This is a genomic window from Streptomyces sp. NPDC033180, from assembly GCF_055577645.1.
Map to the genome: position 1 here is coordinate 211,801 of NZ_JBVIPU010000006.1, position 22,196 is coordinate 233,996.

The 22,196-nt window shown below is 69.6% G+C and carries 18 protein-coding genes; 8 read left to right on the plus strand and 10 right to left on the minus strand.

The window, feature by feature from the left end; genetic code table 11:
- The first annotated feature begins 104 nt into the window (after positions 1 to 104).
- A complete protein-coding gene (locus ACZ5WE_RS19490) occupies positions 105 to 980 on the plus strand; it encodes a LysR family transcriptional regulator (protein WP_467693888.1) in 876 nt (291 codons plus the stop codon).
- 221 nt (positions 981 to 1,201) lie between these two features.
- Here ACZ5WE_RS19490 and ACZ5WE_RS19495 read toward each other — a convergent pair whose 3' ends face one another.
- Both ACZ5WE_RS19495 and ACZ5WE_RS19500 read right to left on the minus strand, forming a co-directional pair.
- Positions 1,202 to 1,831 carry an alpha-ketoglutarate-dependent dioxygenase AlkB gene (locus ACZ5WE_RS19495; RefSeq protein ID WP_467693886.1) on the minus strand — a complete coding sequence of 210 codons (630 nt, stop codon included), beginning with the start codon at positions 1,829 to 1,831 and terminating at the stop codon, positions 1,202 to 1,204.
- An 81-nt stretch (positions 1,832 to 1,912) separates the two neighbouring features.
- On the minus strand, positions 1,913 to 2,179 hold the full coding sequence (locus ACZ5WE_RS19500; RefSeq protein WP_467693884.1) for a GlsB/YeaQ/YmgE family stress response membrane protein: 267 nt from the start codon (positions 2,177 to 2,179) through the stop codon (positions 1,913 to 1,915).
- 231 nt (positions 2,180 to 2,410) lie between these two features.
- Here ACZ5WE_RS19500 and ACZ5WE_RS19505 point away from each other — a divergent pair, with 231 nt between their 5' ends.
- Complete coding sequence (locus tag ACZ5WE_RS19505; protein ID WP_467693882.1) at positions 2,411 to 2,608, plus strand: hypothetical protein; 198 nt, start codon at positions 2,411 to 2,413, stop codon at positions 2,606 to 2,608.
- A 96-nt stretch (positions 2,609 to 2,704) separates the two neighbouring features.
- Here ACZ5WE_RS19505 and ACZ5WE_RS19510 read toward each other — a convergent pair whose 3' ends face one another.
- Both ACZ5WE_RS19510 and ACZ5WE_RS19515 read right to left on the minus strand, forming a co-directional pair.
- Positions 2,705 to 3,136: an SRPBCC family protein gene (locus ACZ5WE_RS19510; protein ID WP_467693880.1), complete on the minus strand. Its 432-nt coding sequence runs from the start codon at positions 3,134 to 3,136 to the stop codon at positions 2,705 to 2,707.
- A gap of 116 nt (positions 3,137 to 3,252) precedes the next feature.
- On the minus strand, positions 3,253 to 4,008 hold the full coding sequence (locus tag ACZ5WE_RS19515; protein WP_467693878.1) for a hypothetical protein: 756 nt from the start codon (positions 4,006 to 4,008) through the stop codon (positions 3,253 to 3,255).
- A gap of 194 nt (positions 4,009 to 4,202) precedes the next feature.
- On the opposite strand from ACZ5WE_RS19515, the gene ACZ5WE_RS19520 reads away from it, so the two are divergent.
- Entirely contained in the window at positions 4,203 to 6,248 is a 2,046-nt protein-coding gene (locus ACZ5WE_RS19520; protein ID WP_467693876.1) for a SpoIIE family protein phosphatase, read from the plus strand.
- A 103-nt stretch (positions 6,249 to 6,351) separates the two neighbouring features.
- On the opposite strand, the gene ACZ5WE_RS19525 is transcribed toward ACZ5WE_RS19520, so the two are convergent.
- The 4 genes from ACZ5WE_RS19525 to ACZ5WE_RS19540 form a co-directional block, all read right to left on the minus strand.
- Positions 6,352 to 7,875, minus strand: coding sequence for a catalase (locus ACZ5WE_RS19525; RefSeq protein WP_467693874.1), 1,524 nt, complete (start codon positions 7,873 to 7,875; stop codon positions 6,352 to 6,354).
- A 280-nt stretch (positions 7,876 to 8,155) separates the two neighbouring features.
- The gene (locus ACZ5WE_RS19530) at positions 8,156 to 9,886 is read right to left on the minus strand and encodes a thiamine pyrophosphate-dependent enzyme (RefSeq protein ID WP_467693873.1); all 1,731 of its coding nucleotides are present in this window, start codon (positions 9,884 to 9,886) and stop codon (positions 8,156 to 8,158) included.
- Between the two features lie 76 nt (positions 9,887 to 9,962).
- On the minus strand, positions 9,963 to 11,546 hold the full coding sequence (locus ACZ5WE_RS19535; protein WP_467693871.1) for an FMN-binding glutamate synthase family protein: 1,584 nt from the start codon (positions 11,544 to 11,546) through the stop codon (positions 9,963 to 9,965).
- Positions 11,547 to 11,614: 68 nt separating this feature from the next.
- Positions 11,615 to 12,442 carry an alpha/beta fold hydrolase gene (locus ACZ5WE_RS19540; RefSeq protein WP_467693869.1) on the minus strand — a complete coding sequence of 276 codons (828 nt, stop codon included), beginning with the start codon at positions 12,440 to 12,442 and terminating at the stop codon, positions 11,615 to 11,617.
- Between the two features lie 78 nt (positions 12,443 to 12,520).
- Here ACZ5WE_RS19540 and ACZ5WE_RS19545 point away from each other — a divergent pair, with 78 nt between their 5' ends.
- A complete protein-coding gene (locus tag ACZ5WE_RS19545; protein WP_467693867.1) occupies positions 12,521 to 13,135 on the plus strand; it encodes a sigma-70 family RNA polymerase sigma factor in 615 nt (204 codons plus the stop codon).
- Between the two features lie 22 nt (positions 13,136 to 13,157).
- Here ACZ5WE_RS19545 and ACZ5WE_RS19550 read toward each other — a convergent pair whose 3' ends face one another.
- Positions 13,158 to 15,794 carry a tetratricopeptide repeat protein gene (locus tag ACZ5WE_RS19550; RefSeq protein ID WP_467693866.1) on the minus strand — a complete coding sequence of 879 codons (2,637 nt, stop codon included), beginning with the start codon at positions 15,792 to 15,794 and terminating at the stop codon, positions 13,158 to 13,160.
- A 600-nt stretch (positions 15,795 to 16,394) separates the two neighbouring features.
- Between ACZ5WE_RS19550 and ACZ5WE_RS19555 the strand changes: the two genes are divergently transcribed.
- Positions 16,395 to 18,497: an RICIN domain-containing protein gene (locus tag ACZ5WE_RS19555; protein WP_467693864.1), complete on the plus strand. Its 2,103-nt coding sequence runs from the start codon at positions 16,395 to 16,397 to the stop codon at positions 18,495 to 18,497.
- A 33-nt stretch (positions 18,498 to 18,530) separates the two neighbouring features.
- Here ACZ5WE_RS19555 and ACZ5WE_RS19560 read toward each other — a convergent pair whose 3' ends face one another.
- Entirely contained in the window at positions 18,531 to 19,232 is a 702-nt protein-coding gene (locus tag ACZ5WE_RS19560) for a hypothetical protein (RefSeq protein WP_467693863.1), read from the minus strand.
- 359 nt (positions 19,233 to 19,591) lie between these two features.
- Between ACZ5WE_RS19560 and ACZ5WE_RS19565 the strand changes: the two genes are divergently transcribed.
- The 3 genes from ACZ5WE_RS19565 (at position 19,592) to dgoD (ending at position 22,196) form a co-directional block, all read left to right on the plus strand.
- Positions 19,592 to 20,119: a GNAT family N-acetyltransferase gene (locus ACZ5WE_RS19565; RefSeq protein WP_467693861.1), complete on the plus strand. Its 528-nt coding sequence runs from the start codon at positions 19,592 to 19,594 to the stop codon at positions 20,117 to 20,119.
- A gap of 89 nt (positions 20,120 to 20,208) precedes the next feature.
- A complete protein-coding gene (locus tag ACZ5WE_RS19570; protein ID WP_467693859.1) occupies positions 20,209 to 20,988 on the plus strand; it encodes an SDR family NAD(P)-dependent oxidoreductase in 780 nt (259 codons plus the stop codon).
- Between the two features lie 62 nt (positions 20,989 to 21,050).
- Positions 21,051 to 22,196 (plus strand): galactonate dehydratase, encoded by a 1,146-nt coding sequence (gene dgoD / locus ACZ5WE_RS19575; protein ID WP_467693965.1) that lies wholly within the window; start codon positions 21,051 to 21,053, stop codon positions 22,194 to 22,196.

Consider the following 22,196-nt stretch of genomic DNA (forward strand, 5'->3'; position numbering starts at 1 on the left):
CGCGCTCGGCGGGTGCCGGCCGGAGTCGGCGGCACGGAGCAACCCTCGCCAACCTGCGACGATGGATCCAACGCACCGAAGTCATAGCTCTATGAGGCCGCCGCATGACCGTGAATCTGCCCCAGCTGAGGGCCTTCATCGCCGTAGTCGAGGCGGGCGGTTTCAGCGCGGCCGCCGACGAGCTGGGCATGAGCCAGTCCGCGGTGTCGCACGCCGTCGCATCCCTCGAACGTGAGCTGACGGCACCGCTGCTGGTCCGTGCCACGCCGGTACGGACCACGGCGCTGGGGGAGCGGATCCTGCCGCACGCCCGTAGCGCCCTGTCGGCGGCCAGGTCCGTGGAGCGGATCGCGGCCGAAGCCGCCGAGACGATGACCGGTACGGTGCGCCTTGCCTGCACGCCGACGGTCTGCCAGGGGCTGATCCCGGGCCTGCTCCGGCTCTGGGCCGATGACCAACCGCGGGTCACGGTACGGGCCTTCGAGGGCGACAGCACGGAAGTGTCCGCCTGGCTGGCGGCCGGTGTGGCCGACGCGGCCATCGTGATCGATCCGCCGCCCGGTCCCGGCATCCACCTGGCCGAGGACCACTACCGGGCCGTGCTGCCCCGTGACCACCCCCTGGCGGATGAACCGCGCCTGGACATCGGGGACTTGGCGGACGACCGGTTCCTGATATCGCCCAACAACTGCGAGGAGCGCATCCGTACGATCCACACGCGGGCCGGGCTGCGCTTCACTCCCGCCCACCGAGTGCGCGACGTGACGACGCTGATCAGCATGGTGCGGGAAGGCATCGGGGTGACCATCCTGTCGGAGGTCTCCCGTTCCCTGCTCCCACCCGACCTGACCTTGCTGCCCCTGAACCCCGAGATGTCCCGCACTCTCGTACTGACAGGGCCCCGCGCCCGCCCCTGGCACCCGGCGATCCGGACCCTGGCGGAGTCAGCCGCCACCCACCTGGGGCGGGCTCGGTTCTGAGGGCAGAAAAAACCCCGGTCCCGCACGAGGGACCGGGGCTTGCTGTGAGCGCTGGGCAGGCCTTGCACCTGCATTTCCCCGCAGGAAGCGGGGCGTCTTTCCTTGGACGACCAACGCCGGGTCCGTTGCCAGGAGTTCCTGGCCGCAGACGCAAGATCAACTGTAGCGCACGCGGCGGGCTCGTCGCACGCCGCCGCTTCCGTACGACGACGGGTGATCGGTCACCGCACGCCGTGCGGCCGGAACTGGATGCTGATGCGTCCACCGGCGGCCCGGGTCGACTTGGGGATGGCGTGTTCCCAGGTGCGCTGGCAGGAGCCGCCCATCACGATCAGGTCGCCGTGCCCGAGCGGCCGTCGGACGACCTCTCCGCCGCCGCGCGGGCGCAGCAGCAGATCGCGAGGCGCCCCCACGGAGAGGATGGCGACCATCGTGTCCTCGCGGGCGCCCCGGCCGATACGGTCGCCGTGCCAGGCCACGCTGTCGCGCCCGTCGCGGTAGTGGCACAGGCCGGCCGTCGTGAAGGCCTCGCCGAGCTCGGAGGCGTAGTAGGCGGAGAGGGCCTGTCGGGCCTCGTCTAGCACGGCGTGGGGGAGCGGTTCGCCGGCGCGGTAGAAGGCGAGCAGGCGCGGGACGTCCACGACCCGTTCGTACATCTGCCGGCGCTCCGCCTTCCACGGGACGTCCGCGGCCAGCCGTTCGAACAGGGCGTCGGCGCCGCTGAGCCAGCCCGGCAGGAGGTCTGTCCACGCGCCGTCGCCGAGGGCCGTTCTACGGATTCCTTCCAGGGGGCCAAGGCGCACGTCATCGCTCTGATCGAAGAGCGATCCCTGGAGCTGGTGCGTTGCCATGCGGCCAGTGTATCGAATGATTCGAACATGCGAGCTAATCCGAATGGCGGGTCGCCGACGTCGCGTGACGGGAGCGCGGTCCTAGCGGCTCCGCGCTCCCGTGAGCAGGCGGTAGATGATCAGGACGATCACCGAGCCGATGACGGCGGCGAGCCAGGTCGACAGGTGGAAGAACCCGTTGATCGAGTGGACGCCGAAGACCACCTTGCCCAGCCAGCCGCCGAGCAGCCCGCCCACGATGCCGATCAACATCGTCACCAGGCAGCCTCCCGGGTCCTTGCCAGGAGTGAGGGCCTTGGCGATGGCCCCCGCGATAAGACCGATCAGGATCCAGGCGATGATGCCCACGAGGTTGTTCCTTTCCCTTGTGCGAGTGGCGGAGTGTGCCCCGCCGTCCGACACTGGGACCACTGTCCGTTCGGGGGCCCCGCACACGGGACCAAGGTCATCGACCACAGGACCAAGGTCACTCCGCTCAGGAGATGTGAAGAGAGCTTCGCAGTCTCTCCATAACTTCGGGACCGTGAGCATGTCAGTCAGGGGCAGGCGAGGAGAGAAGCCGCGAGGAGGACGCAGCCGATGCTAGTTGTCGCTCTTTTGCTCCTGCCGGTCATGGGGCTCCTGATCATCGCCATGGACCGCATCGAGGACGGGATGAACGGGGAAGCGTGGCCGAGAACCGATCGGCGCGTACGCCACCTTCGCCTCGTCCACGGGCACGGGCGCGCGGAACGTCACCGAGCGTCGGCCGCCGAGCAGCACAGCGACGCGGCCTGACACACGGCGCGACGACGCGGCACAACGGGAGGGCGCCGGGCCCGCTTCCGTGGAAGCGGGCCCGGCGCCCTCCCGTCAGTGGGTCCCGCCAGGGGGCTACCCTGCCGTCTTCGCCGTCTTCTCGGCGAGTTTCTGGAACTCACCCAGGTCGTAGTTGGCCAGGGTGGAGTCGAGATTGGTGAGAGCGCCGAGGTGTTCGACGAAGCCCTTGGGGTCGTACTCGATCTGGAGCGTCACCCGGCTCGTCGTGTCGCTGAGGCGGTGAAAGGTCACCACACCGGCGTGGTCCACACCCTCGATGGTGTGCCAGGCGATCCGGTTCTCGGGCACCACCTCGGTGAGCTCGGCGACGAAGTTCTTCTCCGCGCCGGGCAGTTCCAGCTGCCACGCGAAGCGTCGCTCGTCCATCGGCTCGACCAGCCGAACGTGGCTGAGGAACGCGGGCCAGTGGGTCACATCGCTCCACAGCTCCCAGGCGACGGAAACCGGCGCCCGGACGTCGACGGACTCGAGCAGGGACGCGGACATACGCACCTCTTTCTGGACGGGGGAGTGGCCACGGATTCTCCGGGCCGGTGAGGCATGGCACTCCGGTACCCCTCACGGGGCGGGCCATGCGAGAACGTCACTCGGCCGATCGGGTGTCACGCCTTCTGGGCGGATGCGGCCAGCTTCTTGAGATCGACGGTCTCGCCGGGCGCGGGCGCCTCGGGGCTGACCGACTTCCCGTAGTCGCTGAAGGTGGCGGTGTTGGGTTTCTCGCCGCCCGTCGACGTCGTGCGCAGGATGTACGGCTTGCCCTCGGTGGCCACGTACATGGTGAGGGTCTCGCCGCCGGAGGTCTTCTTCGTCAGCCGGATCGTCTCGGTGCCGTCGACGTCAGCCGTCGAGCCCTTCTTCATTCCCTTGCGTTCCGACTTGTCCTCGTCCATGGAAGCCATGAGTGCCTTCTTGTCGCACAGGCTCTTCGTCGTCGTGTCGTCGGCGGGTGCCTTCACCCACTTGTCGGCCACCTTCGGCACGATCTTGTCGCCACCGGCCTGGCCCTTGAGCGTCTGCTGCCAGTACTTCTCGTCGCCCCGCAGGTAGAACGTCCCCTTCGTGTTCCGGACGTCAGCCGAGGCGCCCTCCGCCCGGAAGCTGCCGTCGCAGTTCTTGCTGTTGTCCACCGACAGGTCGACGGTCATCGTGGTACCCGCCGACTGCTGCACGGTTCCCTTCATGTGCATCGAGTCGGCCTGCTCCGTGGCCTTGACCGCGTCGGCCGCGATCTGATCGGCGCTCTTGCCCGCGAACGGCTTGTCCCCCGAGCCCTCGCCCGAGTCGTCGCCACCGCACCCTGACAGGGCCACTAACGCCGCCCCGGTGACCACGGCTGCCATCGTTCTGCTGCCCTTCACCACGTCTGCTCCTTCCCGAGGACGCGCCTGCGCCCTGTGCTCTCGCCCGCGGCCGTCGGGGCCGCGGAACACCCGGTTACCCCGTTGCTCGGAGAGATCACCGGAAGGGCGATGTCCACTTTTGAGAGGACGAGACGGCCGCGCGCTCGGGGCTCCTGGCGCTTATGGTGACCGAGCGGCATACGGAGACAGCCATGACGTCAGCCAAGAAGTCATCCATCGACCTGGAACAGTGCCTGCTCCTGACCGGCATGGGCAGTTTCGACTGGGACCTGGAGAGCGGTGAGCTGGGGCTCGATGCCAGTGCCCTGACGGTGCTCGATCTGCGTCCCGACGAGTTCCACGGCCGGGTCACCTCCTTGCGGGGACGAGTGCCCCCCGAGGAGGCCGTGCGCATCAGCTTCGCCGTCACGGAGGCGGACACCACGGGCGCCGACCTCTACGGCGTCTACTTCCGTGTCCGTCACCGCGACGGCTCGGTGCACCTCACACACGTCCGTGGACGCATCCTGCGCGACGACGCGGGCCGCGCCGTGCGCGCTGTCGGAATCGTGCGGACGGCCTCCGGCGACGGGGCCCAGCTCGCGGCCACCGACCCCAGGGAGGAGCGTCGGCAGGGCGTCGCCCTGATGGTGCAGGGCACCACGCAGGCCCTCTCGAGGGCCGTCACCGTCGACGACGTGGTGGCCGTGCTGTCCGGCGCGAGCGGCCTCGACCGGTTCGCTGCCGACGGCCTGGTCCTCGGCCTGGTCGAGGGCGAGAACCTGAAGCTGATCGCTCTGGTCGGCCAGACGATGCAGGCCCTCGACGAACTCAAGCTGCACAAGGTCGACGAATCGCTGCCGCTTGCCGAGGCCGTCCTGACCCGGCAACCCCGCTTCGTGGGGTCGCTGCCCGACCTGGGCCTGCGCTTCACCCGCCTCGGGCCCTACATCGAGCACATGGAGCTCGACTCCGCGGCGTTCCTGCCGCTCGTCGCGCAGGACCGCGCCATCGGAGGACTCGCGCTCTTCTACCGCGGCCGGAAGGATTTCACCGACGCGGACCGCAACCTGTGCATCGGGCTTTCCGGCATCGTCGCCCAGTCCCTGCAGCGCGCCATGCTGTTCGACGAGGAACGGGACCTCGCCAAGAGTCTGCAGGCCACGATGTTGCCGCGCGGGATCCCCGACGTCGCGGACGCCGAGGTCGCCGTGCGCTATCACGCCGCCTGGGGCGGTCGCGACGTAGGAGGCGATTTCTACGACGTCATCACCCTGCCCCGTGGACGCATCGGCGTGGTCGTCGGCGACGTACAAGGGCACGACACCCACGCCGCGGCCATCATGGGGCAGCTTCGCATCGCCCTGCGGGCCTTCGCCGGCGAGGGGCACCCACCCGCGACGGTGCTCTCACGCGCCTCCCGCTTCCTGGCCGAGCTGGACACCGAGCGCTTCGCCACCTGCACCTATGCCCAGTTCGATCCCGCCACCGGCATCGTGCGCGCCGTGCGGGCCGGACATCTGCCGCCTCTGGTGCGGCATGTGGACGGCCGCGTGGGCGTGCCACGGGTCCGCGGCGGGCTGCCGCTGGGGCTTGCCACCGAGTTCGGCATGGAGGACTACCCCGAGGTGCGCCTCGACCTCGTGCCGGGCGAGACCATGGTGCTGTGCACGGACGGGCTCGTGGAGGACGCGGGCCTCGACCTCGACACCGGGATGCAGAACCTCGCCGAGGTGCTGTCCGGGGGCCCCGAGAGAGCCGAGGACCTGGCGGACCACCTCTCCGGCGCCCTGTGGGAGAGATGGGGCAGCAGCGACGACGTGGCGCTCCTGGTCCTGCGCCGGCTTCCCGACCCCGGAACGCTCCAGGAGCCGCGCATCCACCGGTACGTCCACCAGGCCGACCCCGAAGGACTCGCCGACGCACGCGCGGCGCTGCGGGAACACCTCGCGTCGTGGGGTCTTGGAGCGGTCGCCGACGACGTGGAAGTGGCCGCGGGCGAGCTGCTCGTCAACGCCCTGGTCCACACCGACGGAGGCGCCATCCTCACGCTCGAGGTGCTCACGGGCCCGCCTCGCCGCGTCCGCCTCTGGGTGAAGGACCGCTCGAGCACCCGCCCCCTCAAGAAGTCCCCGGTGGAGACCGCCACCTCCGGCCGAGGCCTGCTCCTGGTGGAGGCGGTCGCCTCACGCTGGGGAATCGAGCCACGAGGCGAGGGCAAGGCCGTCTGGTGCGACTTCGCGGTACCGGAGGGGTGATCGGACAGCTGACCCACTTGCCCAGGCCCCGGGCCCCGCACACGCGCGTCGGCCGCTGCCCCCCACAGGCAGCGGCCGACGAGTGCGGGTCGGTCGGGATCGGTCAGGCCTTGTCCTGCATGCTGCTGCGAGCCGGATTGGCCTGCTCCGCGGCCTTGGGGTCCTTCTCGTTCGCCTTGGCGCGCACTCCCTGCTCGATGCGCTCACCGATGGACTTGTCGATGTTCGACCAGTACTCGAAGGCCCTGACGAGCACGGGCTCGGTCACTCCGTTGAGGAGGTGTCCGACGACGTTGTCCACGAGCCGGTCGCGCGCGGCATCGTCGAGAACCTCGCGCACCATGGTGCCCGGCTGGCCCCAGTCGTCGTCCTCCGCGTGGTCGACGTAGGCGGCGCGGGTGATGTCGCCGTCCGCGTACCAGCTGGGAGGGGAGCCGTAGCGGGCCGTGTCGGCCGCCGGGCCGCCCTTGGAGTTCGGCGCGTAGACCGGATCCTGCCGCTTGTGGATCGCCATGGCCCCGTCCTTGGAGTACGTGTGGACGGGCACGATCGGGGCGTTGACCGGCAGCTGCTGGTAGTTGCCGCCGATGCGGTAGCGGTGCGCGTCGGCGTAGGAGAACAGCCGCGCGAGCAGCATGCGGTCGGGGCTCGGGCCGATGCCGGGGACCAGGTTGTTCGGCTGGAACGCCGCCTGCTCGATCTCGGCGTGGTTGTCCGTGGGGTTGCGGTCCAGGGTCATCTTGCCGACCTCGACCAGCGGGTAGTCACCGTGCGGCCAGACCTTGGTCAGGTCGAACGGGTTGAAGCGGTACGTGGCCGCGTCCTCGTACGGCATGATCTGCACGTACAGCGTCCAGCTGGGGTACTCCCCGTCCCGGATGTGCTCGAAGAGATCCCGGGTGTGGTAATCCGTGTCGGCCGCGGCCATCTGGTCGGCCTCGTGCTGGGTGAAGTGCTCGACGCCCTGGTCGGTCTTGAAGTGGTACTTCACCCAGAACCGCTCGCCCTGCGCGTTGATCCACATGTAGGTGTGCGAGGTGTAGCCGTTCATGTGGCGCCAGGTGCGCGGGATGCCCCGGTCGCCCATCAGCCACGTGACCTGGTGGGCGGACTCGGGCGAGAGGGTCCAGAAGTCCCACTGCATGTCGTGGTCGCGGAGGTTGTTGTCCGCCCTGCGTTTCTGGGACCGGATGAAGTGCTGGAACTTCATCGGGTCCTTCACGAAGAAGACCGGGGTGTTGTTCCCGACCATGTCGTAGTTGCCCTCGGTGGTGTAGAACTTCACCGCGAATCCGCGCGGGTCACGCCAGGTGTCCGGGCTCCCGCGCTCACCGGCCACGGTGGAGAAGCGGATCACCAGGTCAGTGTTGGTGCCCGGCTGGAAGAGGGCGGCCTTCGTGTACGAGCTGACGTCTCCGGTGACTTGGAAGTGGCCGAAGGCGCCGCTGCCCTTGGCGTGCGGCTGCCGCTCAGGAATCCGCTCCCGGTTGAACTGCGCCATCTGTTCGATCAGATAGGAGTCCTGCAGGAGGATGGGGCCGCCGGCGCCGACGGTGAGCGAGTGCTCATCGCTTTCGACCGGCGCACCGGCGTCATTGGTGGTCGCCTTACCTGTGACGTCGCTCATGAGGTACGAGTGCCTTTCGGTGGGGTGATATCTCTGCGCCGCGACGGCCTGGGCCTGCAGCTGCGAAGGGCTGTTCTGTCGAGAGTCGGTCTGTGGCGTGGCGGATTCGGCGGCGTGCTGGCGTCGAGTCCATATTGCGGCTTTTCCCACGGTGTGGCCATTTATTCCATCATGGTCCTCCTGGCTGGGGGTGGATCTTTCGCCGGACACTGTCCGAGTGCCCGACTTGGCGCCGCCAATACGCGACGAACGCCTCCGTTTCCCGGTGGCCGCCGGGTTCTCAGTGGCCGCCGGGGCTGGTGAGGTTCTCGCGGATCTTGGCGATGGCGAACCCCCAGCCCTGTTGGACGGTCGGCTTGCCGGGCACGGCGATCTCCTCGGGGTTGGTGAGGACGTCCAGCAGGACGGGCCCCGGCGTGGCGAAGGCCCGGCCGACGCCCTCGGCGAGATCCTCGGCCCGGCTCACCCGGATGCCGGTGATGCCGAGAGCCTCGGCGACCGCCGCGAAGTCCGGGTTGTCGAGTTCGGTGCCGAATTCCGGCAGCCCCGCCTCCTCCTGCTCGAGCTTCACCATCCCGAGCCGCTGGTTGTCGAAGACGACGAGCTTCACCGGCAGCTGCCGGCTGCGGATGGTCATGAGGTCGCCGAGGAGCATCCCCAGACCGCCGTCGCCGCAGAAGGCGACAACCTGCCGGTCGGGGTCCAGGAGCTGCGCGCCGATCGACTGCGGCATCGCGTTGGCCATCGAGCCGAGGTTGTACGAGCCGAGCAGGCGACGGGAGCCGCGCATCTCCACGAAGCGCGAGAGCCACACGGTGGCCATGCCGGTGTCCGAGGTGAACACGGCGTCGTCGGCCGCCAGGGCATCCACCGCCGAGGCCAGCGCTTCCGGACGTACCAAGTGATCCCGGTTGTCGAAGGCGGAACGCACCTTGCCGATCAGCCCGCGATCGTGTCCGGGCGAGGCAAGCCGCTGCTGTCCCTCCTGCCACTTGGTGAACTTCTCCCGGGCCCCGTCCAGGTGCGCGCGCTCCGAGCGCCGCTCGAGACGGTCCAGGAGACCGCGCACGGTCGGGCCGACATCGGCGGCGAGCGCCACGTCGACCGGGACGCGCCGGCCGATGTGCTCTGCGATCCGGTCGACCTGGACGACCTTCTTGCCATCGGGATACCAGTCCCGGTACGGAAAGTCGGTGCCGAGCAGCAGCAGGGTGTCGGCGTGGTCCATCGCGTGCGCGGCGGCCGGATTGCCGATCAGCCCCGTCTGGCCGACCTGGTAGGGGTTGTCGCCCTCGAAGCCTTCCTTCGCCTTGAGCGTGAGCACCATGGGCGCCGCCAGGCGATCCGCGAGGGCGAGGACGTCCTCGCGGGCGCCGCGCGCTCCGCGGCCGACGAGCATGGTGACCTTCCCGCCGTCGGAGAGGGCGGTGGCCGCCTCGTCGAGCACCGGATCGTCGGGCCGGTTGGCGGACTCCGCGACGGACAGCCGGGTGGGCCGGTCGTTCGGCAGCTCCTTGTCACCGATGTCGCCGGGGACCGTCAGCACGGCCACACCGCGACGTCCGATGGCGTTGCGTACGGCGATCTCCAGCAGGCCGGGCATCTGCTCGGGGGAGGTGACGGTGGCGCGGAAGACGGCGACGTCACGGAAGAGGAGGTCGTTGTCGACTTCCTGGAAGTAGTCGGTACCCACCTCCGCGAGTGGCACCTGGCCCGCGATGGCGAGCACCGGGGTGCCACTCTTGGCGGCGTCGTACAACCCATTCAGCAGGTGCACGGAGCCCGGTCCCACGGTGCCCATGCACACCCCGAGGGTGTCGGTGAGCTGTGACTGGGCGCCCGCGGCGAAGGAGGCCGCCTCCTCGTGGCGGCAGCCCACCCATTCGACGGACTTGCTGTCGCGGATGGCGTCGGTGAAGGGATTCAGGGCGTCCCCCACCACGCCGAAGACATGGCGCACTTCGAGTTCTTCCAGGGCGTCGATCACCACGCGGGCAACGGTGCGGCTCATCAGGTGTTCCTCTCGTCGATCGGCTGACAGGTATGTCTTCGTTCAGCGGCCGGGGGTGGCGGCAGGGGAATGGCCGTCAGGCTGTGAAGGTGTCCGGATCCGCTGCCCGCCAATCGGCGGCCCAGCTCTCGGGCGGCGCGGTGAGCAGTTCGCCGGGGGACAGCCACTCGTACAGCTCTGCGTAGGACCGGAACTCGCCGTGGTCCTCGCGGCGGCGCAGGAGATGCGGGCCGAGGTCCGCGCTGTCGCGGACGCCCATCGCGGCCAGGATCTGCAGCGCGCTGTGCACGGTGGCCTGTTGGTAGCGCGCGACGCGCGCGGCCTTGTCGACGACGTCGAGGGCGCGGGCACGGCGCGGATCCTGGGTGGTGACGCCGGTCGGACAGCGGTTGGTGTGGCAGCGCTGGGCCTGGATGCAGCCGACGGCGAACATCATCGCGCGGGCGGCGTTGGTGTAGTCGGCGCCGAGGAGGAGGCGCTTGACGATGTCGGAGCCCGTCGCCACCTTGCCGCTGGCGCCGAGGCGAATCCTCTCCCGCAGGCCCGTGCCGGTCAGGGCGCTGTGCACGGTGAACAGACCTTCCCGCAGTGGCATGCCGAGGTGGTCGGCGAACTCAAGCGGCGCCGCCCCCGTGCCGCCCTCCGCACCGTCCACGACGATGAAGTCCGGGGTGATCTCCTCCTCCACCATGGCTTTGCACACGGCGAGAAACTGGGTCCGGGACCCGGGACAGAGTTTGAAGCCCACCGGTTTGCCGTTCGTCAGCTCCCGCATCCGGGCGAGGAAGTGGACGAGTTCGCGCGGGGTGGAGAAGACACGGTGGTACGGCGGTGAGACGACGGTCTCGCCTTCGGGTACGCCCCGCACCGAGGCGATCTCGGCGTTGACCTTGCTGCCGGGCAGGACGCCCCCGATGCCCGGCTTCGCGCCCTGCGACAGCTTGAGCGACACGCAGCGCACGGAGGGGTGGGCGGCCTTGTCGGCGAACTGCCGCGCGTCGAACTCCCCATCACGGGTGCGGCAGCCGAAGTAGCCGGTGCCGATCTCCCAGACGAGGTCGCCGCCGGGCCGCAGGTGGTGCGTGGACAGGCCGCCCTCGCCGGTGTCGTGCGCGAACCCGCCGCGTGCCGCTCCCGTGTTCAGGGCCACGATGGCGTTGGAGGAGAGCGAGCCGAAGCTCATCGCGGAGACATTGAGCAGAGCCATGTCATAGGGCTCGGTGCAGTCGGGGCCGCCGATCCGGACGCGGGGCGGCTCGTCGGGCACCGCCACCGGCGCCATGGACGGCACGAGGAACTCGTAGCCGCGGGCGTCCATGTCGCGCTCGCTGCCGAACGGTTCCTCGGCGGCGACCCCCTTGGCCCGTTCATAGACGATGCTGCGGGTGTCGCGGTCGTAGGGCCTGCCGTCGTAGTTGCGCTCCACGAAGTACTGCTGCAGCTCCGGGCGCAGCGTTTCCATGAGGAACCGCAGATGGCCGAGCACGGGATAGTTCCGCAGCACGGAGTGCCGCCTCTGCACCAGGTCGTACGCACCGGTCAGCGCCACGGCCAGGAAAGGAGCCGCGGCGAGCCACCACCACGGGGACGTCAGGAGGGCGAGCAGCACACCGCCCACTGCGCAGGCCATCAGCAGGCCCACCACCACGAAACGCGTCATGCACCTCGTGTGACCTGATTCGAGCTGGTCACACGTCCCGATGATCACGCGTCGACGACAGGAGGCCGCTACCCCAGGAACGCCGCTGTGCTCGCCACGAACCGCCCGGCGTCGTCGAGCCAGGGATAGTGGCCCGCGCCGGACTGCACGACGAACGTCGCGTCGCGAAACAGCGCCGCGAACTCGGCCACCGCCTGCGGAGGGCTGTTCATGTCGAATTCTCCGGTGAGCAGGAGCACCGGCATCTCACAGCTCACGAGCGCGGCGCGAGTGGCCTCCGGGTCGAAGGCGCCCGCTGCCGCGAAGCCGATGACGGCTTCCTGGTTCTCCGGCTGACTCGCGGCGCGGTGGAGCTGGGCGGCGGTGTCCCACCGGCCGTAGAAGAAGGGGCTGATGGCCTCCCAGTCGGTGCCCGTGCCCTTCGTGACCGCCTCCAGAGCGGCGAACGCCGCCGGGAACCACGGCTCGTCCTTGCGCGACAGCGCGAGCTCACGTCGCATCTCACCGGGAACGTCGATGCCGACGGCGCGGGTACCGGGGCCGATCAGGGCGATCCTGCTGACGTGGTCGGGGTACTGGGCCACGTAGCGCGCAGCGACGTTCGCACCGCCCGAGTGGCCGAGGAGGTCCATCCGGCGGAGCCCGAGGTGCTCGCGCAGGGCCTCGACGTCCTCGACGAGGCGGTCGCACCGGTAGGAGGAGGGGTCTTCGGGAATCGCGGACCGGCCGGTGCCGCGGGTGTCCAGGACGATGAGCTGCCGGTACGCGGACAGGCCACCGAGGTCGCCGAGACAGCGGGAGCCCGCGGGCCCGCCGGGGATGCAGACGACAGGGGATCCGTCTCCGTGTACGTCGAAGGCGAGCCGGGTTCCGTCAGGCGCGGAGTAGATAGGCATGAGACGGATCCTGGCAGTCATAACCGGGTTGTACAACCCGGTTATGACGGTGCGGGTGCCGAGCTGTATAACCGACCCATGGCAGGTAACGAGGACACTCACGAGGGCTCCGGGTCGCTGACCGGGGCGCTGACCGAAGGGCAGGCCGAGCGGATGCTCGCGGGCATGAACGAGGTCATTCGCGCGGGTGAGGAGATGCGGAAGCTGCGCGCGGAGATGATCAAGCTGTTCGTCGACCTCGGCTGGACGCAGGACAAGATCGCCGAACTCGCGGAGATGAGTCAGCCCGCCGTGTCCAAGCAGGTGACGAGGCACAGGACGGGCGACCGGCTGCCGCCGATGCGGCTCCACATCGCCCAGCGAGATCTCCACTGGCTCGAAGGCCGCCTGTGGGGGCTTGCCGAGGCGATCTCCGAGACCCTGGACGACAGTGCCCACTGCAGCCGCTACGTGCATGCCCTCGGCCGGGGAAGGAAGCGCTTCACGCCCCAGAACGTCGACGAACTCCGACGACTCCTCGAAGAGGACCTGAGAGAGCATCAGGCTCAACTGCCGGGCAGCTACCGGTCCGCGTACGACGAGATCAGCCGCGGCCTCGACACAGCCACGAACTCAGCCGTCACCGGATCGGCCTCCGCGCGTCGGACCCTGGCCCATGCGATCCAGCGCGATCAGCTACCGAACCAGACGTGAGCACGCCGCATCGTGATGTGGGTCAGGCATCCGTTTCCAGGGCGGCCCGGAGTCCGCTCAGGATCGGCGCCAGTCCGTCCTGGTCCACTGGCACGGCCCGCTGAAGGTCAGCCAGGTCGTCCAGGGCCTCCACGACCTGGTGCCGGGAAGGGGTGTGCGCGAGGAAAGTCCGCAGTTGCTCCTCGGCGCGTTCCCAGTCGGGCAGTGCGCACAACAGCACTAGGAGGTTGCTGCGCGCCAAGTCCGCGAAGCCGGGTTCTTCGCGCGAGTGCGCCTGGTAGATGTCCATCGCCCGCTGCCACCGGTCCGCCTCTCGGGGTGATCCGGTGAGTCTCATGACCAGAGCGCTCTGGTAGGGAAACCAGCCGCAGTCGGGGCGGAGTTCGATGGCGCGGTCCAAGTCGGCGAGAGCTTCCTCGTAGCGCCCCAGGGCGCGGTATGTCTCACCTCGCCAGCAGCGTGGCCAGGGAGCGTGCGGGTCCAGGGCGATGGCGTGGTCGAGATCGGAGAGGGCGGATTCATGGCGGCCCAGGGTGAGATGGACGTCCCCACGAGCGGCATACGCCCACGCGTACTCCGGATCGACCGCGACCGCGTCGGTGAAATCCGTGATGGCTTCCTCGTGTTGACGCAGGTGGTGGCGGAGCAGGCCGCGGAAGACCATGGCCCAGGCGTCATGGCGGTTGAGCTCCAGGGCATGGTCGAAGTCCCTGAGGGCCGCTTCGTACTGGCGCAGGTTGTAGTAGAGGGAACCGCGGTTGACGAGATGCCATGACGAACGCGGGTCGACCCGGATGGCGTGGCCGTAGTCCGCCAGAGCTTCCTCGTAGTGGCGCGTGGCTTGGAGGGTGCGACCTCGACCCGTAAGAGCCCGAGGGAGATCCGGGTTCAGGGTCAGTGCGGCCGTGTAGTCGGCCAGCGCCTGAGTGTGCAGGCCGTCAAGCCGGCGCAGGCGGCCGCGGAATGCGTGGGCCAGAGCCCGACCTGCTGAATCCAGCCCGGAAGTAGTGAGCAGGAACGTCAACGCCTCCATGTCGCCGGAGGTCCGCGCCTCCACGTCGCCGGAGCCCCGCCCAGCGCAGTCCAGCAGGCGCTGCCCGGTTCGTACGAGGTCACCGGTGTCGTCGCTGTCCCGCCCCGCCTGGACGAACAACTGGCCCCACCGGCGCAGGGACTCGGTGCTGTGACCGCACGCACGCACCGCGTCGTGCAGGGCTTCGGACAGCGCGACGCGGTCCTGCGCGCAGAGCCGGTGGTACGTCTCGTCGAGCCGATGATCCCGCCAGGCGGCGTCGTCCCAGTAGCCGTCGGGCGACAGCCTTCCCTCCTGCTCGCGGCGCCACGTGCCGAAGACCGAGGCGAGTTGGGTGTGACTCCGGCGCCATTGGACGGGGGAGCGGGAGCGCTGTACTCGCAGCATGGGGGCACGGATGACGTCGTGGTAGCGGTGTCGGCCCGCCTGGTCGGTGAGGAAGGGCAGTCCGCGCAGCCACCGGAACCCGTCGACGGCGGACGTGGTCGCGAGGGCGCGGTAGATGTCCTCGTCGACGCGGAGGGGGAGGGCGCAGGCGAGGATGATGTCGCGGCGGGCGGGGTCCGTCTCCCACTTGAGGAAGCGCTCGACGGCCGTGTCGGAGGGGTCGCCGACGGCATCCACCTGCTGGGGGCGGCTCCTGGCGAGAGCGTCCAGGAGCACCGGCAGCCGGCCGGACAGGCGCAGGATCACGTCCACCACGCGCGCGTCGGTCACAGCGCGGGCGGCGAGCAGCACACGGGCCTCCTCCTCGGAGAACGGCTCGAGCGCAATGTCGGTGACCAGGTCAAGACTGTCGCCCCAGCACGCGGCGTCCAGTGGCCCCTGGCCCGCCAGCACCGCCAGAACGTTGACCGGCACTGCCCCGTACGCCTCACTGACCAGCACGTCCCGCAGCCAGACATCCAGTAGCGGCGCCGTGCGCTCGTAGGTGTCGAAGAACAGGGCCGCCCATGGCCGACGTCCCGCGACGTCACTCAGATCGGCCAGGAACTGGGGTGTGAGCACCTTGAGCGGTGACAGCACCAGGTGTACGTCCTCGTGGCTGCGCAGCCGTGAACTGAGCGCCGAACGCGCCCGGTCGAGGCCGGAGGCCACCTGCTCCGGGCGTATCGCACCGTTCAACGGGCCGAGCCCCGGGACGAGGCCGAGTCCGGCCACCCCGACCTGCGCGGCGAATGTGCTGGAGGACGACGGGCCTGCCCGGTGTGAGGGGGTCGGTCCGTGGCCCGTCTCGCTCATCAGTTGCTCGGCGGAGGCGGCGTCGGCCTCGTGGCACTTCTGCCGGTAGGCGGACAGTTGCTTGTCGAACGACTTCAACGGGCAGCCCTGGCGTGCCAGTTGGTCACTGATCGCCGCCATGGCCTCGACCGCGCTGTGCACGTCGTCCCCGACGACGGCGGTGACCGCTCCTTCCTCCCGTGCGGTCTCCTCCCATCGGCGTATCAGTGTCGATTTGCCCACCCCGGCGAGACCGTGCACATGGAAGAGGAACTGATAGGTGTCGGCGCTGGTCCCTTGCGCGAGGTTTTCCCGGAACACCGCAAGCTCGCGCCGCCGTCCGACGAAACCGCCGCTGCGCCGCCGCCGGATCAGCTCCTGCCGTGACACCGGCCCCTGTGCCATCGCAGCCTCCTCCGCGCCCGGCTTCCAGCATGTCGGATCGTGCGCTGTCGCGTGCGCCAACGGCTGGGACGGGCCGGGCCGGGCCGGGACAGGGTCCGGGAAAGGGGAGGCGTCCGTGCTGGCCGACCGGTGGGCTTCCAGCCGCTTCGCGGGCGTGGCGGTCGCTCTCGTCGCGGGGCTCGACGAGGGCCTCACCGTATCCGCGCCGCTGGACGATTCGCCGTAGATTTCGAAAGCGGGTGCGAGTACCGCAGGTAACGCCAGCGTTCCTCTCTCTTCCCGAATGGAAGTCACTCGAACTTCTTGTTTCCCGTGAGTCGGCTGTGCCAAGGTGAGCTTCCTCGCGCTCAGGCAATGATCAGACCCGCCATTCTTGTTCGAGATTCGTGCCGCCGACCCAAAAGGTCTTCAGGCGGCCGTATCGGACGGTTCCGCGATTTGTTGATCCATTTTTCCGTCTCGGTGAGCCTTAGGTATGCACCAATCAGGCGCCCCTTTTCGGTGGGTGTTGTTTTCCGTGTGCCGTCTTTCGGCTTGGAAGGAAAAGGTTCTGTGCAATCCCCCCACCCCCCACGACCTACCCACCCTCCTCGTGCCGGCGTGAGCCCCGACGAATCCGACATGAGTCTCGCCGCCCGACTGCGAGGCCTGTCGGAGGGCGAGTCGGACCAGCCCGTCGCGCTCCTGCTCGCGCGGCACTGGCAAGCGACGTACGACTACTCGGCCATCTGTCTTGCCTCGTGGTCGAGTTCGGCCTCGATGGTCGCCACGGCGTCCTTCCATCGGGTGCTCGGGCACATGGTGAGCGGTGAGCCGGGTGGGGCCCTGCGTCCGTATCTCCTGGTGACCGTCAGGGAGACCGTCAGAGGATGGACGGTCGATGAGCGCATATCCGCGCTTATGCCGGAACTCCGCAAACCGACCGGTGGCCGCGGTATGCGGGCGGCAACCTCCATGACCCCCGAAAAGCGGCGACTCGCGGCGCGCTCCTTCTGGGCCCTTCCCGGAGTCGCCCAGTGTCTGCTGTGGCACACCGCGGTCGAGGCCGACGACATATCCATACCCGCTGGTTTGTCGGGCTTGAGTGCCGACCTCGCTGCCAACGCCCTCGAGCAGGCGCGTGAGCAATTCCGGGCAGGTATCCTGCGCGGGCACCGGGAACTCGCGCCGACCAAGGAATGCCCCCTCTACAACCGAATCCTCGACGTCACCCTTCGCCGCGGCGGCACCTTGCTGCCCGATGTGCAGCAGCATCTGTCATCGTGCAGGCACTGCTGTGATGTGGCCGACCAACTCAGCTATGTAGAAGGCGAGTTGGGCACACTGCTGGCCGAAGCGGTACTCGGCTGGGGTGCCCGCCGCTACCTGCAGTCGCGGCCGGGGCGCGGGGGCGCCGCGAAGCGTGGCGCGGCAGCTTCCGGGCAGGGCGGCAGGCACTCGGGCGGCGGCGGACGTCATCGTCCGCCGTCCCACATCCCCCTTCCGGGCGGCCCGCTCGCGTCGACGCGCACGCACTCCAGGGCGCTGCGCACCGGAGCGGCGGTGGGGTCCGCGGCCCTGCTCGCGACCGTGCTCGTCATCGCTCTGTCGTCGGGTGACGGCAGCGGCGACGGGGCTGTGCCGCCGACGGGGATGACCGGGATGACCGGAAGCCGTGACGCCCGTCCGAGCGCGGAGCCCGAGCCGCCGTCCGACGGCGCTTCGGCGCCCACGCCCGCGCCCACTTCCGCGGAGTACCCCGGCAGATCCGACCAGGGCAGGCTCCGCAACGCGGCGGCGGATCTCTGCCTCGACATCCGGGGCAAGGCGAAGCCCGGTGCCGAGGTGAAGCTGGCGAAGTGCTCGGCCGCGGCGAGCCAGCAGTGGTCGTACGACAAGAACGGGCTCCTGAGCAGCGATGCTCATCCTCAACTCTGCCTGGATTCCCACCGGGACGACGGTGTCCTCGTCCTCGGCCCCTGCGTGGCGCCTTCGGCCGCGCACGCCGACGAGGTGCGCTACGACCTCACCGTGCTGGGGGAGTTGCTGCCCCGCTGGCACGAGGGTCTCGCGGTTGCGCCCGCCTCGTCGCGCAAGGGTGCGGATGTCGTGGTCAAGGTCCGTGACGGATCTCCGGAGCAGCGATGGATGATCGACTCCTCGACGAGCAGCCCGAATTCCCGGTCGATCAAGGGAAGGGGCAAGCCCACCGTGAAGGGCGTCGAGGGCGTCGAGGGCGTCGAGGGTTTCAAGGGCGCCAAGGGAGCCAAGGGAGCCGATGGCGGCAAGGACGGCCGCCACGCCACTCCGCGAGGGGATGACCGCGTCTGCGCCACCCGCTCGACCTGCGAACCGCCCTCGCCCCGCGAGCGGAGGCGAGGGCCGGCGGAGGACGGGGGGAAGGGCAATGGGGAGAGGGGCAACGGCGCGAAGGGCAAGGGAGGGAAGGGCAGAGGAGGGGCGGGCGCGGGCCGGCAGTCCGCGCCCGACTCGACCCGGGGCGGGGATGGCGCACAGCGGTATGCCGAAGCCGGCTGCTGTGCCGATCCCAAGCCGTTCGGGCCGAAGCCCCCTGCCGAGCGGCACCTGCGTTCTCCCGCAGAACGAACGGGAGTTGTTGATGGAGGGCCATCGGCTGAGGGGCGGCGTGCTGAGCGCTCGGTCAGCGGGACAGCTGGGGTGATCGGTGTTCAAGTTCCTGTGCGCGGACATGATCGCTCGTGAGGCGTACGACCGATACCTGCTGTGTGTACGCCGTCATTCCTGCCCGGCGCCGTACAAGGTGCTGCCCACCTCCCGGGCGAGATGTGCGGTCCACCGGATGGTGTCGTCGCGATCGGCCGTGCCCGCGACTCCTGTGACCGAGACGATGACACCGCCGACGCGGGCGTGAGCGGCGTACTCGGTGCGGACGTCGCCTTCGTACTCGACTTCGTGGAGTTCCAAGTACGCCTCGTCACCGATCCCTTCCAGTGGTTCCACGGAGTATTTCTCGTCGGCCGTGCCCGCCTCCATGTCGGAGGAGAAGGACGGGCAGTGGCGCCTGATGTCCTGCTCGAGGCGCATGTAGCCGCGGGCCGAGGCCAGGGGCAGCGACGCGAGCCACTGCACGGCCACCGCCTCCCCCTCGTTGCCGATGACACGCTGCGTGTGGGCCGCCGCCTCCGTGCCGCGGTAGGTGGCTGCGCCGAGCCAGGCCGGGGCCTCGTCGCCGAGGAGGCAGTACTGCCAGCGTCCACGCCGCTCCTCGCGGGTGCTCTCGAAGGCCATCGTGAACTCGTCGCCGCGCGTCAGATGCCGGCCGAATGCGGAGTCGGGCAGGATCGCCGTCTTCAACTCCTCGCCGGAGAAGACCTGTTGGGGCCCCGCGGTGGCGTCGCGGCCGGGCGCGGTCGCAGGGCCGGTGGGCGGCAGGATCTCAGGGGTGGGGCTCTGCTGCGAAGGCGAAGGCGAAGGCAAGGGTGAGGGTGAGGGTGGGGAGGACTGGTGTGGGGGCGCGGATGGGGGTGTCTCGCTCTTCCCCGCCCGGGTCGTCTCCTCACCGCCGCAGCCCGTCAGCGCCGGGAACACCATCAGGGCTGCCGCCAGCATGGGAACCACTCGTCGTCCGTTCACCGCTTCCCCCCTCCCCGAGCCGGCTGATCATCGGCCGCGCAAACCTAGCCGAGAGCCAGGACGAGAGCCAGGACGAGAGCCAGGGATTTCTACTGGTCAGGCGCCTGGGGCTCGTGTTGTCGTTGCGCAGGAGGACGGGAGGGCGGCCCCTCGCTCGGAATTCGGCGTAGCGGCGAGCACTGCGCCGATGACAGACTGCACCGATGATCGACGTTCTTCCGGGTGGTCTGACGGCACGACATCTTGTCGAGGAAGACCATCCGCAGGTACTCGCGGTGCTGGACACGTGGTGGGGCGGCCTGAAAGGGCCCGCCGGGGCGTTGGAGCGCTCACTGCTCCTGCCCAGGCTGTACTTCCAGCACTTCACCACCACCAGCTTCCTGGTCGAACGCGACGGGGGACAGGTTGGCGGGGGACAGGTCGGCGGAGGGCATGTCGCGGCCTTCCTGGTCGGCTTCCTTTCGCAGACCGAACCCGACGCCGCTTACGTGCACTTCGTCGGTGTCGACCCGCAACTGCACGGCCAGGGCATCGGACGAGCCCTGTACCGAGCCTTCTTCGCTCTCGCCGGCTCACACGGCCGCCGCTACGTGCACTGCATCACCAGCCCGCAGAACACCGCGTCGCAGTCCTTCCACACGCGGCTCGGTTTCACGGCGTCGGCGGTGAAACCGGACTACGACGGCCCTGGACTCGACCGGGTGACCTTCACGATCGACCTTGCTCCATGAGTCATGGCTGGGTCGTCTGACGCCGTGTGCCGGTGCCGGTGCCGGTGCCGGTGCCGGTGCCAGTACCAGTGCGAGAGGCGGGAGTTGCCGTGAGTTCTGAGTCGTCGGGTCCGTTCGGTCGGCGGTTCGTCGACCGCTGCGTGGTCGTCAGTGGGGGAGCCCAGGGGATCGGCGCGGCGACGGCCCGGCGGCTCGCGGCCGAAGGGGCCGGGGTGGTGATCGCCGATGTGGACACCGAGGAGGGCGAGCGCACCACACGCTCCATCCGTGAGGGTGGCGGGCAAGCGGTCTTCGAGGCGTGTGACGTGGCGGAGGAAGAGTCCTGGGCGCGGGTGGTGGCGGCCGCCCGCGCCCGCTTCGGCCCGGTCTCCGGCCTGCTCAGCAATGCCTACACGGTGCGCGGCGGCGCCGCCGACGCGATCGAAACGGCGGACTGGAACCGCCAGTTGTCGGTGATGCTGACCGGTGCGTTCCTCGGCGTACGGGCCTGCCTGGACGACCTGCGCGCCACGCGAGGCGCGGTCGTCCTCGTCTCGTCGGTGCACGCCGTCATGGGGCTGCCCGGACGCCCCGCCTACGCGGCGGCGAAGGCGGGCCTGACCGGCCTGGCACGCCAGCTGGCGGTGGAGTACGCACCCGGCGTGCGGGTCAACGCGCTGCTGCCCGGGCCCATCCTGACCCGTGCCTGGGACGCGGTCGGCGCGGACGACCGGGCGCGCAGTATCGAGCAGACCCCCGCGGGCCGCCTCGGCCGCCCGGACGAGGTCGCGGCGAGCGCGGCGTTCCTGCTGAGCGACGAGGCGTCCTTCGTCACCGGTGCCAGTCTCGTGGTGGACGGTGGATGGAGCGTGTACAAGACCTCCGCCTGAGCCAGTCCATCGGCCGTCCCCCCCATTCGCCATCTGCCGTGCTGCCCATGGAGGTTCACCCCTTGAAGATCGCCCGGATCGAGACGTTCGCAGTCCCGCCCCGCTGGCTTCTGTGCCGCGTGGAGACCGACGAGGGAGTGGTCGGGTGGGGCGAGCCGGTGGTCGAGGGGCGCGCGGCAACGGTGCGTACGGCCGTCGGCGAGCTGGCCGAACTCCTCATCGGCAAGGACCCGTCGGGCATCGAGGACCACTGGCAGGTGATGACGAAAGGCTCCTTCTACCGGGGCGGCCCGGTCCTCTCCAGCGCGGTGGCCGGACTCGACCAGGCTCTGTGGGACATCGCGGGCAAGCGGCTAGGCGTGCCGGTGCACGTACTCCTCGGCGGCCCGGTCCGCGAGCGGGTGCGCGCGTACAGCTGGGTGGGGGGTGACAGCCCCGCCCACATCACGGAGCAGGTGACGGCCCAGGTCGAGGCGGGTTTCACCGCGGTGAAGATGAACGCGAGCGGCCGTATGAACCCGCTGGCCACCGTCGCCGACATCGACGAGATAGTCACCCGTGCCGCCGCGGCCCGCGAAGTCCTGGGCCCCGGAAGGGACTTCGCGCTGGACTTCCACGGCCGCTTCCACGCCGCGAACGCCCGCCAGTTGCTGCCCCACCTGGCCCCGCTCGCGCCCATGTTCGTCGAGGAACCGCTCCTGCCGGAGTACGGTCACCTGCTGCCCGCCCTGGTCGCCTCCTCAGCCGTGCCGATCGCCACCGGCGAGCGCCTGTACTCGCGGCAGGACGTACTGCCCGTCCTGCAGGCAGGCATCGCGGTCCTGCAGCCCGACCTGTCCCACGCGGGCGGCATCTCCGAAGTCCGCCGCATCGCCTCCCTGGCGGAGACCTTCGACACCCTCATCGCCCCGCACTGCCCGCTGGGCCCCGTGTCACTGGCCGCCAGCCTCCAGCTCGCCGTCAGTGTCCCCAACTTCCTCATCCAGGAACAGTCGATCGGCATCCACTACAACACCGGCGCCGACGTCCTGTCCTACCTGGCCGACACCGAAGTCTTCCGCTTCCATCAGGGGCATCTCCTGCGCCCTGCCGGGCCGGGACTCGGCATCGAGATCGATGAGGCGGCAGTGCGTGCGGCCGACGACAGCGAGGCCGACTGGCACAACCCGGTGTGGCGGCACGAGGACGGCTCGTTCGCCGAGTGGTGA

What these genes read in the sequence shown, in the direction of transcription:
- ACZ5WE_RS19565 (WP_467693861.1), top strand. Translation starts at nt 19,592, where the DNA reads ATGATCGACGTTCTTCCGGGTGGTCTGACGGCACGACATCTTGTCGAG.
- ACZ5WE_RS19525 (WP_467693874.1), bottom strand. Translation starts at nt 7,875, where the DNA reads ATGAGCGACGTCACAGGTAAGGCGACCACCAATGACGCCGGTGCGCCG.
- ACZ5WE_RS19510 (WP_467693880.1), bottom strand. Translation starts at nt 3,136, where the DNA reads ATGTCCGCGTCCCTGCTCGAGTCCGTCGACGTCCGGGCGCCGGTTTCC.
- ACZ5WE_RS19490 (WP_467693888.1), top strand. Translation starts at nt 105, where the DNA reads ATGACCGTGAATCTGCCCCAGCTGAGGGCCTTCATCGCCGTAGTCGAG.
- ACZ5WE_RS19505 (WP_467693882.1), top strand. Translation starts at nt 2,411, where the DNA reads ATGCTAGTTGTCGCTCTTTTGCTCCTGCCGGTCATGGGGCTCCTGATC.
- ACZ5WE_RS19535 (WP_467693871.1), bottom strand. Translation starts at nt 11,546, where the DNA reads ATGACGCGTTTCGTGGTGGTGGGCCTGCTGATGGCCTGCGCAGTGGGC.
- ACZ5WE_RS19520 (WP_467693876.1), top strand. Translation starts at nt 4,203, where the DNA reads ATGACGTCAGCCAAGAAGTCATCCATCGACCTGGAACAGTGCCTGCTC.
- ACZ5WE_RS19550 (WP_467693866.1), bottom strand. Translation starts at nt 15,794, where the DNA reads ATGGCACAGGGGCCGGTGTCACGGCAGGAGCTGATCCGGCGGCGGCGC.
- ACZ5WE_RS19545 (WP_467693867.1), top strand. Translation starts at nt 12,521, where the DNA reads ATGGCAGGTAACGAGGACACTCACGAGGGCTCCGGGTCGCTGACCGGG.
- ACZ5WE_RS19530 (WP_467693873.1), bottom strand. Translation starts at nt 9,886, where the DNA reads ATGAGCCGCACCGTTGCCCGCGTGGTGATCGACGCCCTGGAAGAACTC.
- ACZ5WE_RS19540 (WP_467693869.1), bottom strand. Translation starts at nt 12,442, where the DNA reads ATGCCTATCTACTCCGCGCCTGACGGAACCCGGCTCGCCTTCGACGTA.
- ACZ5WE_RS19495 (WP_467693886.1), bottom strand. Translation starts at nt 1,831, where the DNA reads ATGGCAACGCACCAGCTCCAGGGATCGCTCTTCGATCAGAGCGATGAC.